13 protein-coding genes are annotated in these 15,249 nt (G+C 39.4%); 6 read left to right on the forward strand and 7 right to left on the reverse strand.

The window, feature by feature from the left end:
- Nucleotides 1-189 precede the first annotated feature (189 nt).
- Nucleotides 190-390 (forward strand): LBP_cg2779 family protein, encoded by a 201-nt coding sequence (locus PRK60_RS08820; RefSeq protein ID WP_003716400.1) that lies wholly within the window; start codon nt 190-192, stop codon nt 388-390.
- 97 nt (nt 391-487) lie between these two features.
- Here the strand turns inward: PRK60_RS08820 and PRK60_RS08825 are convergent, their stop codons facing one another.
- Entirely contained in the window at nt 488-1,423 is a 936-nt protein-coding gene (locus tag PRK60_RS08825) for a LacI family DNA-binding transcriptional regulator (RefSeq protein ID WP_102167940.1), read from the reverse strand.
- 337 nt (nt 1,424-1,760) lie between these two features.
- On the opposite strand from PRK60_RS08825, the gene PRK60_RS08830 reads away from it, so the two are divergent.
- Entirely contained in the window at nt 1,761-3,725 is a 1,965-nt protein-coding gene (locus tag PRK60_RS08830) for a LysM peptidoglycan-binding domain-containing protein (protein ID WP_102167941.1), read from the forward strand.
- A 135-nt stretch (nt 3,726-3,860) separates the two neighbouring features.
- Nucleotides 3,861-4,172 carry an ArsR/SmtB family transcription factor gene (locus tag PRK60_RS08835; RefSeq protein ID WP_040530638.1) on the forward strand — a complete coding sequence of 104 codons (312 nt, stop codon included), beginning with the start codon at nt 3,861-3,863 and terminating at the stop codon, nt 4,170-4,172.
- A 104-nt stretch (nt 4,173-4,276) separates the two neighbouring features.
- On the opposite strand, the gene PRK60_RS08840 is transcribed toward PRK60_RS08835, so the two are convergent.
- From PRK60_RS08840 to PRK60_RS08865, 6 genes are all read right to left on the reverse strand, one after another.
- Complete coding sequence (locus tag PRK60_RS08840) at nt 4,277-4,432, reverse strand: hypothetical protein (protein ID WP_273646000.1); 156 nt, start codon at nt 4,430-4,432, stop codon at nt 4,277-4,279.
- 264 nt (nt 4,433-4,696) lie between these two features.
- The gene (locus PRK60_RS08845) at nt 4,697-6,676 is read right to left on the reverse strand and encodes an ABC transporter ATP-binding protein/permease (RefSeq protein ID WP_273646001.1); all 1,980 of its coding nucleotides are present in this window, start codon (nt 6,674-6,676) and stop codon (nt 4,697-4,699) included.
- A gap of 122 nt (nt 6,677-6,798) precedes the next feature.
- Nucleotides 6,799-7,485, reverse strand: a complete 687-nt coding sequence (locus tag PRK60_RS08850; RefSeq protein ID WP_102167944.1) for an ABC transporter ATP-binding protein — start codon at nt 7,483-7,485, stop codon at nt 6,799-6,801.
- A gap of 13 nt (nt 7,486-7,498) precedes the next feature.
- Nucleotides 7,499-8,563: an ABC transporter permease gene (locus tag PRK60_RS08855; RefSeq protein WP_102167945.1), complete on the reverse strand. Its 1,065-nt coding sequence runs from the start codon at nt 8,561-8,563 to the stop codon at nt 7,499-7,501.
- Nucleotides 8,564-8,568: 5 nt separating this feature from the next.
- Nucleotides 8,569-9,087, reverse strand: a complete 519-nt coding sequence (locus tag PRK60_RS08860) for a TetR/AcrR family transcriptional regulator (RefSeq protein ID WP_102167946.1) — start codon at nt 9,085-9,087, stop codon at nt 8,569-8,571.
- 134 nt (nt 9,088-9,221) lie between these two features.
- Complete coding sequence (locus PRK60_RS08865; RefSeq protein ID WP_003716391.1) at nt 9,222-10,235, reverse strand: zinc-dependent alcohol dehydrogenase family protein; 1,014 nt, start codon at nt 10,233-10,235, stop codon at nt 9,222-9,224.
- A gap of 360 nt (nt 10,236-10,595) precedes the next feature.
- Between PRK60_RS08865 and PRK60_RS08870 the strand changes: the two genes are divergently transcribed.
- From PRK60_RS08870 to thrS, 3 genes are all read left to right on the forward strand, one after another.
- A complete protein-coding gene (locus PRK60_RS08870) occupies nt 10,596-12,200 on the forward strand; it encodes an Nramp family divalent metal transporter (RefSeq protein ID WP_178695904.1) in 1,605 nt (534 codons plus the stop codon).
- A 261-nt stretch (nt 12,201-12,461) separates the two neighbouring features.
- Complete coding sequence (locus PRK60_RS08875; protein ID WP_102167949.1) at nt 12,462-13,043, forward strand: hypothetical protein; 582 nt, start codon at nt 12,462-12,464, stop codon at nt 13,041-13,043.
- Between the two features lie 337 nt (nt 13,044-13,380).
- The gene (gene thrS, locus PRK60_RS08880) at nt 13,381-15,186 is read left to right on the forward strand and encodes a threonine--tRNA ligase (protein ID WP_273646002.1); all 1,806 of its coding nucleotides are present in this window, start codon (nt 13,381-13,383) and stop codon (nt 15,184-15,186) included.
- Nucleotides 15,187-15,249: the final 63 nt, after the last annotated feature.

Below are 15,249 nucleotides of genomic sequence, written 5' to 3' on the forward strand. Positions count from 1 at the left end.
TTATATTGATTATCACACAAAATCATACCATTGTCCGCCCACATCACCAAAACTTAAATATTTATTCCATTTCATTCTCGCAATCTATGATAAACTTAATTTTGGCATCGAATCAAAGAATGTTCTACAATAGGACTAGTTAATCTTATATTAGCTTTGCTAAATAGCACTAAGGGGGAAATTTATTTCATGGATAATTTGAACGAAATTGCCCAGGAATTGATCAAATTTGAACGTGAGCACGACATGAACGATAATCAGGTTGCTTTTGGTAGTCACTTATCTGTTGAACGGATTCACGATATCAAATCTGGTAACAGTAACGCAACTGATGAAGAAGCCGAATTAATTGAACGGTTCATGCAAAGCAACAACACCAGTAACGATTAATTTAGTATTACAAGGCCCCTAGCATTCAAGAAAAATGAATGTTAGGGGCCTTGTATGTATAAAAAGCTCTAATTTATTCATTAGAACAGTGAACTGATTATTCCCTAAATTTTACCGGTAATGTTACTGATTCAATCTTCTTTCTCGGGTTAGCTATCCGTTCAAATAATGTTGAAATTAAATTTTCAGCAAGGGCATGGATTGGCTGAACCACAGTCGGTAATTGTGGAGCAATTTGGCAAATCAGTTGCGAACCATCATATCCAGTAACAAAGAAGTCACGGTTAACCTGGTAACCGCTTTGCCGATACTGTGAAATGATCTTTAGCGCTTGAACATCATTTGATGCAATTACACCATCAAATTGTTCAGCAAAGTCCGTCTGATCAATTTCTTCTTTGGTTAAGGTTATAAAATTGTGTTCCTGATCATTCAGATAGTCAACTACTCCCTGCAACCGATTTAGTGTTGGCGAAACGGATGTATCTTCGTCAATAATTACCGCCAACCGATCCACCTGATGTTGAATCATAAACCGAGCAGCTAATTTGCCACCACGGTAACTATCAGCCGCAACAATTGGAATGTTGTCAGAAAGATAACGGTCGAAAGAAACGATTGGCGCAGTCAGTCGCTGATATTCTTCAATTCCTAAGTTATGGGAGCCCGAAATAATTCCATCTACTTGATTAGCAAAAAGCATGTTCAAGTACTCATGTTCAATTTCGCGATTCTCAGCTGAAGAAGCAATAATTGTCTTGTACCCTTTTAAGAAAAGCTGATGTTCCAACTCATTAACTAATTCAGCAAAGAACGGGTTCGTAAGATTAGGGAAAATCAAGCCAATAAACTTTGACGGCTTCCCTTGCATTGCCCGTGCAAGAGCATTTGGCTGATAGTTTAACTGGTTCATTGCTTGATGAACTTTCTTAATGGTCTTTTCGCTTAAGGAACCATAATTGTTAATTACTCGTGACACAGTTGTTACGGAAACACCAGCTAATTTAGCAACATCTTGTAGTTTAGCTACCATATTTCTTCCCCAATCCTTCTCAAACTGTTTTTCATTATATCCTAATATCAAGCTTTGGGATTAACCAAAATAATTTTAATTAAACAACTAGTGATATAGTGTTTATTAATGGCGGATATTTAGAAATATACCTTTCAATTGATAAGAATAAGTTAGCATTATTTTTATAATAACGATAAATGTTAAAATTACTTGCTCTTTCAACATATTAATGATATTTTTTACTTAGTTTGAAATCTTAATAACTTCTTAAAAACTTTTACTTTTTATTACCTTTTAATTATTGTTTGATTAGTTAATAAAGTTCCAAGAGATTTTTCTAGGGGGAGTCAGAAAAATGAATCGATCAGAACTAACAAATTCGACAACTCATTATAAAATGTATAAAAGTGGTCGAAAGTGGATGTTCGCTGGTTTAACTGCAGTTACCTTGCTAACAGCAACTGGTGCTGTAGCTCATGCCGATGAGACGCAGCAACAAACTAGCAACAACGCCACCGAAGTCACTTCTAACACCAATTCTAATAGTAATAATACTGACAGTAGCGCTGCCGATACTGTTGCTAGTCAAAGTGCCAACACCAGCAATAACAGTGAAGTCATTTCTGCAACTGTTGCGGCATCAAATGTTAAAGTAACTAGTGCTGCAGTTAGTGCTGCCAGTGCTGCTACTTCCACTGTTGCTTCGGCTTCTTCTGCAAGCTCTACTCCAGCATCTGCTACGAGTTCTGCAGTCGCACCACAATCAGCAACCGCTTCTGCTAACACAACAGCAGCTTATGCAGCTCAAGCTCCGGCATCTTCAGTTGATTTAAATTCTCTTCACTTTAGCAACAACTCTCGTTCGCAGCAGTTCATTCAAAGCGTTGCTCAAGGGGCAATTGATGGTTGGAACCAATACCGAGTTCTCCCATCCATTACTGTTGCTCAAGCGATCCTTGAAAGTGGCTGGGGACAATCAAGCCTGTCAACTAGCGCTCATAACCTTTTTGGAATTAAGGGTTCTTACAATGGTCACTCAGTAGTAATGCGGACTCGAGAAGTCTACGGTGGTCGTTCCGTTTACGTTAATGCTAACTTCCGGGCATATGCCAATAACTCTGAATCAGTAACCGATCATGGACGATTCTTAAATGTTAACAGTCGTTACCGGAACCTACTCGGTGATACTAATTATGTTTCAGTTGCTAACAAGCTTCGTCAAGATGGTTACGCAACCGACCCGAGCTATGCAAACTCATTGATTAACCTTGTTCGGACATATAACTTGACCCAACTTGATTCAGTTGCTTTCTCAGGTAAGGTTGTTACTAACAAGAACAATAATGGTGATAACAGTAGTTACAATAGCGGTAGTTCAAGTGTAAGCAATACTGGTTACTACACTGTTCAATCTGGCGATACTCTTTCCGGAATTGCCAACCGTTTCAGCACTACCGTTAACCACCTTGCTTCATTAAACGATATTAGTAATCCAAACCGGATTTATGTTGGTCAACGACTCCTTGTTCGGCAACAAACCAGCTCACAGACTAATACCAACAACACTAATACTTCAAGTAATACTACTAACACCAGTTCTAGTGCTACCGGTACATATACCGTTCAATCTGGTGATACCCTTTCCGGAATTGCCAACAAATTTGGTACCAATTATGAATCATTGGCAAATCTGAATAACATTTCTAACCCGAACCGGATTTATGTTGGTCAGGTATTAAAATTAAGTGCTAATTCAAATACAGCTAGTTCCGCTCATCAAGCAACCACTAATGCTACTCCAGCAGGCAGTTACAGTGTCAAGGCTGGTGACTCGCTTTCTGCAATTGCTGCCCGGTACGGAATGAGCTACGAAACTCTGGCTCGCTTGAATAACATTTCTAATCCAAACCGGATTTACGTTGGTCAAGTATTAAAATTAAGCTCTGGTTCTACTGTTTCAAATGTTGTTAACCACTCCACTGCTTCAGCTGCTGGATCCTACACTGTTAAGAGTGGTGATTCACTTTCCGCAATCGCTGCCCGGTATGGAATGAGCTACGAAACTTTGGCCCGCTTAAATAACATTTCTGATCCAAACCGAATTTATGTTGGTCAAACTCTTAACCTTGGTACTTCAGGCTACACAAGCCATCATTATGCAGCAAGCTCATCAAGCAACGGTGGTTCCTACACCATCCAAGCTGGTGACACCCTTTCCGCAATTGCTGCTCGATACGGAATGAGCTACGAAACTTTAGCTCGCTTAAACAACATTTCTGATCCAAACCGAATTGTTGCAGGACAACGAATCGTTCTCTAATCAAATAATTAAATCATTAAAATAATGCGCTTAAGCATGATAAAGCAATCATACTTAAGCGCATTTGTTATATAATAGAGTTATATGTTATTGATATGTTTTGGCCTGTGTTTAGATAGTGAGAAGGGTGATTACATGATTAGTCAAACGGGGAGAGCCTTTGCTGATATAGAGGAGATTAGCCAATTATTTAAGTTACTTGGTAATCCGAAACGACTACAATTACTATACCTCTTAATTCAAGATTCAATGAGCGTAACGGAAATTAGTCAACGAATGAAGTGGGAACAATCAGGGGTATCCCACCAACTACAGCTACTCCGTAAGTTTAATTTAGTTGAACAGAGACGCGACGGAAAAACAATTATCTACCGCCTTGAAGATCCACAAGTAATGACGCTAATCGCAGATGTGCTTTCACATGCAGAGCAAATAATTCACCGGTAATCATTAAAATGGGATAATAAACGGACACCAACGGTTCGATAGACTGAACTTTGGGTGTCCGTTTATTATCCTTGCAGGTTACCTAGTGGCTCATCCCATAGAGACTAAGTAAATTTTAAAGCAATCTGCTCTTTAGTCATAATGTCCCGAATCACAACTTCCTTCCCATCATGAAAGTCGCTATCGGTTAACCGAAAGCTTGGGTGACTATGTGCATAAAACTTAAAATAATATGTTGGTGTCGTTGTTAAATCCTCCACTTTGAGTACGCCAGTGGAACGTCAGAACAATTAAATTCTTGAGTTGCATTCTTTTTGCCTTGAATATAAACCGTCGTCATTCTCAACACCTCCATTATTTATTATACCGCTATTTTCGGATAACCTAAAAATATTTTTTGAGTTTTATCATAAAAATAGTCATTTTTGTTAAAATAGTATATTAAACACCAAAAAAGAGCATTCTAACCGTCAGCGATGACTAGTTAGTTATGCTCCTTATTCAATATTATTTGTTTCTGATTTTTAATCCGCCGCAAGCGCATCAATTGAGTTTAAGTTAGCTGCTCGCCGTGCTGGTAATAAGGCAGCTAAGAACGATATTACTAACGCTACCGCAAAGGCAAAAGCAACATTACCAAAAGTAATTTGAATAATATTATATTTAATCAAGTGGTACAAGCCGTGATTAATTGCTAATGTAACAACAAGAACAATAATCAATGCTAAGATTGCCGAGAAAAAGCCAATAAATAATGATTCAGACGTAAACAACCGTCGAATGTCTTTCTTTCGTTCACCCAGTGCTCTTAGGATCCCAATTTCCTTGGTTCGCTCTGAAACCGACATATACATCGTTACAATAATCATCAAGGCAGAAACAAGTAATGAAATTCCGGCAATCGCAGCTAATAATGTCGAGGCTAATTTAACATACGTATTAACAGTCTTTAAAATTGAACCAACTGTTACTGCACCTAAAATTCGTTTATTCTGACCGTCACGTAAATTATTAACCCGATCAGCAACGGTCTGTACCTGATTCAGATCCTTAACATTGACAGAAAGAAAGTTAGGCTGGACGCTACCATTAGCTTCCCGAATCATCTTGGTTAGAGTTGCGGAATTAATCGAAGTCCGCACGCTAGTACCGTTAGAAATTCCTGATACCTTGACATTCCCCTCTGCTTGCACAGGCTTCCCTGAATCATCAACCCAGTTAAAACTAAGCTTAACCGTTTTCCCAATTAATTGTCGATAATTCTTAGCACTACTTAATTGGATTGCCTGTTGCTTAGTAAGGACAATTTCGCCATTGCCTGGCTTATGGCCGTTAGTAATTCCTCTAGTAGTAGTTGAACTAGTCCAACTATCCATTGAAGTGCCACTTTGTTGAAGATCCTTGTATGATAATCGATAACTTGGTATCGTATATCCTTTTTCAACGGAAGAGATTCCGGCAATTTTCTTCACCCGATTAATCTCACTCTGTTTAATAAACATTGATTGGGGATCAGCCATCATATTCTGGGTCGACATCTGTAGCTGATCCTGCGTCATCTTTTTTCCAGTCGTGTTCTTTAAAATCGTCACACTTCGCGGATTAGCTAGTGAGTTAATTTGATCCTGAATATAACCGTTTACCCCATTTCCTAGACCGCTAAACAACAGAACCGCAAATATCCCAATTGCAGTACCTAGCATTATTAGCGAATTTCGCCAAAAATTATACATCAAATGCTTAAACGCGGTCCGGTAGCTTGCCATTGCCGGAAGAACCCGCGATTGGAGGTGTTCTGGATCATCCGGAATCGGGTATGCCGGTCTAAGCCTTTCGTCCCCATCAATTTTTCCGTCTGCAAGATGAACAATTCGGGTTCCGTGATTTGCTACTTCTTGTGAGTGAGTAACGGCAATTACTAGTTTCCCGTCTTTTGCAATATCATCCAGAAGGTTCAATACTTCTTTCGTATTCTCAGAATCTAGGGCTCCTGTCGGTTCATCGGCAATGATTAATTGCGGGTCACTAGCTAGTGCCCGCGCAATTGCGACCCGTTGATTTTGTCCACCAGATAAATGATTAGGATGTTTATTTACTTGGTCCGCTAGTCCAACTCGCTCAAGTAGTTCTAATGCCCGCTTTCGTCGAGCTGCTTTATCCAGAGTTGTCATATCAAGAGCAATCAAGACATTGTCAAGAACTGTTAGATGGGAAATCAAGTTATACGACTGATAAATATAACCAACAGTAGAGCGCCGATAGTTATCTAGCTGCTTCTCCTTACTGTGATCAATTATTTTCCCATCAACGATTACTTTCCCCTTAAAATTACGGTCTAAGCCCCCAATGATATTCATTAAAGTAGACTTTCCACCACCGGATTCCCCAAGAATTGAAACAAATTCACCACGTTCAAAAGAAAGGTCAATTCCTTTGAGTACAGGAAATTTCTGTTTATCCAGGTAATATGCTTTGCGGATATCCTTTAATTCCAGAAAGGCCATAGTTTCCTCCTTAACTGTTTTATCTAAACACTTATTAACATAAAGATTATATCAAGGTTACCACGCTTATAAAATTACCTTGGATAATTCTAAATTAAATCTTATTATCATTTCCCGGGAAATTATTGGTAAACTTTTTCGCGTTTTAGTTTACCATCCTCCAATTGATAAATCTTATCAGCAAATTGCCGTAACCGCAGATCGTGAGTTACTACAATTACCGCCTTGTTTCGCTCGGTAGCTAAATCTTTTAATAATTTTCCAACCATTTCCACCCGATCGCTATCAAGAGCAGATGTCGGTTCATCAGCTAAAATAATTTGTGGTTCAGTATAGAGCGCTCGTGCGATTGCGACCCGTTGATTTTGCCCACCAGAAAGTTCCGCTGGATACTGTTTTAATAATTTTTCAATCCCAAGTTCATCTAATAATTTATGGAATTCTTCTTGATCCATATTGCCATCTTCCTTCACCTGCTGGACTAGCTTAAATTGGTCAGCAATGTTTAGGTATGGTAATAAATTATATGATTGAAGGATAAAGCCAATTTTATTTAGCCGAAATTGATCGCGCTTCTTACTCGGGAGGCTTAAAAAATCTTGACCATCAACGATCACTTTCCCACTATCCGGTGTTTGAAGACCACCCGCAATTGTAAGAAATGTACTTTTACCAGAGCCAGAAGGACCAAGAACCAAACATAATTCACCGAGATCAGCTGTAAAATTAACATTCTTTAATACCTGGACTTTACCAATTCCCTTACCGAAGGACTTATTTACATTCTCTAACTTGATAGCTGTTTCCATAATTCTCCCCTCCTTAATTAAGTGCCTCAACCGGATCAATCTTTAAAATTAGTCGTACCGGCAGCAACGCTCCTAATATTCCTAAAATAATCATCACAGACGACAATCCTAAAATTAAGGGCCAGTTCATCAAGATTGGTACTGTGGTTGGTAACATCAGTGAAGTTAGTTCAGTTAAAATAATTCCTCCAATATCACCGACAAGAACCAAGATTACTGCTTGAGCTAACGTTGAACTGATCAAGTGCTTGGCAGGAACTCCTTGAGCCCTAAGGACAGCAAAATGAGCCATTTTCTGCATTGTTAAGATATAGAGGAAAACGGCAATGATAATCAATGAAATTACCATTAAAAATGAAATCATAAAGATGAACGTTGTATTCTGAGCTCGGTAACCTGGCAACTTATCAATAAATTCTTTTACTGGATAGTGAGCTAGTTTAGGTTCCTTACTAGCTGCTTGCTTTTGATGACTAAAAATACCACTAGCAACAATTGAATTATTTACTCCCTTTAATTTTCGCCATGTCCCTAAGTTGCCATATGCAATTGGTGCAATATTTAGTTTTGCGTTTTTCGCAAAGCCAACAACTTCATATTTTTGCGAAAGTGAATTTAAAGTAACTTTCTTTCCTAAGCGATAACCCTTGTCTTTCAGACTCTCATCCAAGACAATCTGATGATCATTCTTTGCCCGATGTCCACTGACTAGTTCTAACTGGTCTTGATAAATAAATTGATCACGCGCTAGCCCGACAAACTGGATGTTTTCCTTATGACGATTTGTTTTATCGGTTGTTTCAATGACTACCGGTGCCGCCCCGACAAGCGCATCATTTTTAGAGAGGCCTTTAATTTGATCCTTTGCAATTAATGATTGGCTAAGACTATCGTTACTATCCTTATTCAAGAATACTGTCTGAGTATCCCAGGACTTTATCGCTGCCGTATTCTCATTCGCTAGCCCCAGCATCAATCCCATTAAGATCAGCATTAAATAGCTAATCAGGATAAACATCGCCATTATTAGGCCATAACGAAATTTTTCATGTAAAATTTCCTTAATTGCTAAAAACATCTTAATCACGCTTTCTTTGTCAGAAGTCGAATTGCTTCATAACATCGTTCGATAATTTGTTTTTCTTTCTCTGGAGATTGGAGGCTCTCCTTGATTGCCTCATGGCTTAATACCATCACTCCCCACTCCCGACTATCTTTTGGTTGCGGCGCCATAGTGTGACTCGACTTAACTAGGTTCTCATTTACTTGAAAATGAAGCCTAATCAAATCTTGATACGGACTGCCATTAACCGCATCTAAAAATTCTTTAATCTGTTTCCGGTACTCTTCCGCACTAAGTATTTGATTACTATTCGTGATCTTTTCATGAATTTCAACCATTGCTTGTTGGTAAAGGTAAGTATATGCATCTTGCAAATCATTAAAGTACTTGTAAAAAGCCCCACGAGCAATCCCAGCTTCTTTAACAATCCGTGCAACTTGTGCTTCAGAAACACTATGATTACTAAACTCCAACAATAGTGACTGAACGATCTTTTGCTTTTTATCTTCATTTAGGTTTAGAAAAGTTGTGCTTGGCATTGTAATTCCTCCGTTGTTTAATTGACACCGTGTCACTTTTTGATTGAATTAATATTAACATTTGGGTGACATCGTGTCAACTTTGGAGCAAAAAAAGAGAATCAGAAAATTTTTCCTGATTCTCAGCTTTTGTTTTACGCTTCTTCCCCGGCTAACTTAACAACTGCCTTAGAAACACCATCAATTCGACCATTTACAAAGTCATCAACTTCCTTAAGGTCAAATTCGTGAGAAAGTAATGGCAAGACATCAACCTTCCCTGACCCCATCAAAGCAATGGCATCTTCAAAGCAGTAAGGGTTAATGAAGGCCCCTTGAATGGTTAATTGCTTTTGGAATACTTCATAACTATTAATGGAGAACTTATCATCTGGATTTCCAACACCAAACATCAATACTTGACCACCGCGAGCAGCTGCTTCAACCGCTTGTTCTTGAGTTTCTGGACGACCAACTGCTTCAATAACAATGTCGTAAGTATCGTTAGGGATCTTTTCACCCTTAGCGGTATTAATGGTCTTTGCACCAAACTTGTCATGGTTTAACTTCAGCTTGTCTTCAGAAAGACCACTCAAAGTAACTTCTTCTACCCCTTGAGCAAGTAAAGTCTGAACGAAAAGTTGTCCCATGAAGCCATCACCAATAACCAATACTTTTTGGTATGGGTGCAATTCAAGAAGGTCGACCCCGTGAACGGCACATGAAAGTGGTTCAGTAACCGCAGCAGCCTTTAATGAAAGACTGTCAGGAATTGGGTAAACAACCTTAGCTGGTGCAGTGAAGTAGTCTTCGAAGCCACCATCACGAGTAACACCAACGGCATCTAAGTGTTCACAAAGTTCTGGACGAGATGTCCGGCAGTACTTACATTCGCCACAGTAAATGTTAGGGTCAACAGAAACCCGGTCCCCAACCTTAACATTTTTAACTTCTGAACCTACCTTAGCAACTACACCGGAGTTTTCGTGTCCTAATACGATTGGTGGAACAGCATCTGCTGAACCTGGTAAACCAGCATAAAGTGCGTGATCAGTTCCACAAATACCCGCATAAGCAGTGTGAACAAGCACTTCATCAGGCTTAATTTCTGGCATATCAACGTCTTTAACTTCTAAGTTCTTAACAGCAGTTAATACAAGAGCTTTCATTACTAATACCTCGCTTGTGAAATATTTCTTTTAACTTATGCGTTTGATTATAATCGAATTAACGCTTTGATGTCAACCGGTTAACATAGATTTCTTCTACTATCTTAGTTATTTCATTTCTCGTTTCTTTTTTTAGAAATAATTAACTAATTTTATGAATTTTAAATTTTATTTTCGCTTTTTGAAAGCGGTTTGATCCTCATTAGGTCAACCAAAATTTGTCCTTTGCTTTTCCTCATTTCATTAACAAAGCCCGTCAAATAGGCGATCTTCCATTGTAGTATATTATTTTTTATGTTACCCTAAAAAAGTAATCAATTTAAGTTAACCGATCTGTTCAATTTGTGTTAACAAAAAAAGATGAAAGGTGGATTTGGCGTGGACAACACAAAAAATCAACACCGTAAGCATCATTTAATTGAATATGCTAACGGTAAGTCTCTGGAAGAGATTAACGGAACTGTTAAGGTTCCACATGGTAAAGGTTTCTGGCGAACATTATTCGCTTATTCTGGCCCTGGTGCATTAGTTGCCGTGGGTTATATGGATCCTGGTAACTGGGCTACTTCAATTACCGGTGGTCAGAGTTTCCAGTACACCTTAATGACTACTATCTTGATTTCAAGTTTGATTGCGATGTTGCTTCAATACATGGCAGCTAAACTCGGAATCGTGAGTCAAATGGACTTGGCCCAGGCAACACGGGCCCGTACCGGTAAAGCATTAGGTGTTATTCTATGGATCATGACTGAGTTAGCCATCATGGCAACTGATATTGCTGAAGTTATTGGTGCCGCAATTGCCCTTAACTTGTTATTCCACATTCCGTTGATTCCATCAGTATTTATTACCGTTCTTGATGTTTTGGTATTGCTATTATTAACCAAGATTGGTTTCCGGAAGATCGAAGCAATTGTTGCCTGCCTAATTTTAGTTATTCTATTCGTCTTTGCCTACCAGGTCGCATTGTCACACCCTAACTGGGGTGCTGCTTTTGCTGGCTTACTGCCTTCCACTAAGGCAATTGCTAAGTCACCAGAAATTGGTGGAATTACTCCATTAAGTGGTTCACTTGGTATCATTGGTGCGACTGTTATGCCTCACAACTTATACCTTCACTCAGCAATTTCTCAAACTCGGCAAATCGACCACAACGACTTGGATAGTATCCGGCAAACTGTTCGGTTCACCACTTGGGATTCTAACATTCAATTGTCATTAGCCTTTGTTGTTAATGCATTGCTGTTAATCATGGGGGTTGCCGTATTTAAGACTGGTGCCGTTCAAGATAGTTCATTCTTCGGCCTTTACGATGCATTGAACAACACTTCGATGCTTAGTAATCCAATTCTGATTGCTGTTGCTAAGTCCGGTGTTCTTTCAACGCTATTTGCCGTTGCGTTGCTAGCTTCTGGTCAAAACTCAACCATTACTGGTACCTTAACTGGTCAAGTAATCATGGAAGGGTTCGTTCACATGAAGATGCCACTTTGGGCTCGTCGGCTTGTTACACGGATCATCTCAGTTATCCCTGTTTTAATTTGTGTTGGGATGACCTCAGGTGAATCAACCATCCAACAACACACCGCATTGAACCTTTTAATGGAAAACTCACAGGTATTCTTAGCATTTGCCTTACCATTCTCAATGTTGCCATTATTAATGATGACCAATAGTGACGTTGAAATGGGTGAATTTAAGAACCGTGGCTGGGTTAAAGTTTGTGGCTGGATCTCAGTTGTCGCATTAACTTTCTTAAACCTTTACAACCTTCCTTCAACATATGAAGGATTTGATATTTGGTCAAAGAGTACTTCAGATGTTCTAGCCTACATCACCATTGTTATCATCCTTGTTCTCTTAGCTTGGACTTGCGTTGAACTATACCGTGGGGATAAGCGCTTTGCCGCTGAAGGAAAGGGATTCGGTCAAAAGGAAGAAAAGATGATTGATAGCAAGGACTAACAAATCTTACTGAAGATTTAAATTTCCTTTATTGTTCACTCACAAATTCTTCAAACTTTACCTGTATATTAGGAACCATAAGATAACTCCTATATCTTTTCCTCCCTAAATAACAGTAAAGATTTAAAATTAGGGGCTGGGGTAATTCCCAGTCCCTAATTTTTTGCTTCTAAGTAACACTAACCCAGTTGATAATCCGGTAAAATGTTATAATATATCTTTGAAAATATAAGTCTCATCCTTAACTTTGAGGTGAATTCATTGAATAATCAAAACAACAATGAGCGCCCTACTCGCGTTCAGCTATATGATTCAAATAACAATCGTCGTTCTCACCTTCATAAAGGCGGGAAAAAGCCAAAGATGCCCCATTTTAAGGGAAAAAATAGGCTTTTCAAAATCCTGCTAGCAATTCTGTTGGTAATCTTAGTGATCATGATCATTGTTTTCTTAATCAAGCAACAAAATCCTGTTAACACTGATAATAATGACACGACAGTCTCAACCAGCAGTAAATCATCGTCACACAAGAAGAAGCATCACAAAAAGCACCAGTCTTCTAGTACCAGTAATGATGACCAGGATACCTATTCATTCTCTTATTCCACCAATAACGGTGGTGGTTCGCGAGGAACCCAGCATTACTCAAATCAAGACCAGCATCCCACGAATAATAATGGCGGAAATACCTCCTCTTCTCAACCTAGCACCCCACAGCCAAGCCAAAACAATAATAACGGGAACGCTCACCAACCTAGCAATTCCGGTAATAGTCAAACTAATAGCGGAAATAATGGGGGCAGTACTAGTTCTACGCCAGCAACAAATCCTGCTAGTCATTAAAAAATTTAAAAAAGGGGTTGCGATCCATTTTCCCAGTGATATAATCATAGGCAATTAAAGGATATGCACGTTAATTACCCTCTACTAGGGAGTCGGTGCCTAGGCTGGAAGCATCGTTGAGGAGCTAATTATTGTTGTACCACCTTTACTTATTGCTTGCCGAAATAAGGCGAGTCGGGTCGTGTCCGTTAATACACCTTAGAGAGGACGGGATTAATACGTCCTGAAGATGGGTGGAACCACGCTAATTATAAAAATAATTGACGTCCCTAACGCTATTACTTTAGTAGCGTTAGGGACGTTTTTTGTTTAACTACAAAAAAGGGAGAGATTGTTTATGGCTCAAGTTGCTGTCATGTCACCAGATGGATCAGTTAAAAAGATTGATCGTGATTCAAAAGAAGGTTTACAAGCATTACGGAAGCTTTCTGCATTAATGTTGAAGGCTGCCTTAAAGCAAGAATTTAAAGGAATTCGTTTAGGGGAAGCAGTCGCTGACGAAGATGGTTTCCATGTTGATTCAGATAAGGATAACCAACAAGTTTCTGCTGACGAATTACCAGCACTTGAAGACGTTATCAAGGGAATGGCAAAGAATGACGCAAAAGTTGAATTTGTCGAAGTTTCTGTTGAAGATGCTTTAGCAGAAGTTGAAGCAGACCGCTTCTCAAGTGAATTGATCAAGGAAAATGCCAAGGATGGCAAGGTTGCAATGTATCAATTAGGTGACGTCAAAGCCGTTGCTGATGACGATATTCTCCTTTATGGCGATGTTGTCAAAAACCTTCGTCTTCTTTCCGTTGCTGGTGCTTACTGGAAAGGGATGTCCTCAAACCCAATGCTCCAACGAATTTATGGTACTGTCTTCTACAAGAAGGATGCCTTAGAAGAAGATCTTAAGAAGCGTCAAGAAGCTAAGGAACGTGATCACCGGGTTATCGGTAACCAACTCGATCTCTTCTTCGTTGATCCAAAGGTTGGTGCCGGATTACCATACTGGATGCCAAAGGGTGCCACTATTCGGCGGACAATCGAACGTTACATCATCGACCGTGAAGTAGCGGACGGTTACAAGCACGTTTACACTCCAGTATTAATGAACCTCGATGCTTACAAGACTTCTGGTCACTGGGAACACTATCGTGACGACATGTTCCCACCAATGGACATGGGTGACGGTGAAATGCTTGAATTGCGGCCAATGAACTGCCCAAGTCATATTCAAGTTTACAAGCACCATATCCGTTCATATCGTGATCTCCCATTACGGATTGCTGAACTTGGAATGATGCACCGTTACGAAAAGTCTGGTGCCCTTTCTGGTCTTCAACGTGTTCGTGAAATGACCTTAAATGATGGTCATACTTTCGTTACCCTTGACCAAATTCGTTCTGAATTCGCTAAGATTCTTCGCTTAATCATGGACGTTTACAAGGACTTTGACATTACTGATTACAGTTTCCGTCTTTCTCTTCGTGATCCAAAGAATGTTAAGAAGTACTACGCTAACGATGAGATGTGGGAAAAGTCTCAATCAATGTTAAAGAAAGCCATGGATGACCTTAACCTTGATTACTACGAAGCTGAAGGTGAAGCAGCCTTCTACGGTCCAAAGCTTGATATTCAAACTAAGACTGCTCTTGGCAATGATGAAACCATGTCAACAATCCAACTTGACTTTATGCTTCCAGAACGGTTCGGCCTTACTTATGTCGGCCAAGATGGTAAGGAACATCAACCAGTTATGATCCACCGTGGTGTTGTTGGTACTATGGAACGGTTCATCGCTTACTTAACTGAAATTTACAAGGGTGCTTTCCCAACCTGGTTAGCTCCAGAACAAGTTCACATTATTCCAGTTAATGAGGATGCTCATGGCGAATATGCTGATGAACTTGCTAAGAAGATGAAGGCTGCTAATATCCGGGTTGTTGTTGATCACCGGAACGAAAAGATGGGTTACAAGATTCGTGAATCTCAAACTCAAAAGGTTCCGTACACCCTTGTTGTTGGTGACGATGAAAAGGCCAATAATGGTGTTTCTGTACGGAAGTATGGTGAGAAAGAACAAAACGAAATGAGCCAAGATGCATTTATGAACGAAATTCTCGCTGATATTGCATCATACTCCCGTGAAAACTAAAAACCTACTATCCTAAAGTAAAAGAGATCGAAAATTCTGATTGGAATTTTCGATCTCTTTTAC

This window comes from Limosilactobacillus portuensis (assembly GCF_028607025.1).
GTDB lineage: Bacteria > Bacillota > Bacilli > Lactobacillales > Lactobacillaceae > Limosilactobacillus > Limosilactobacillus portuensis.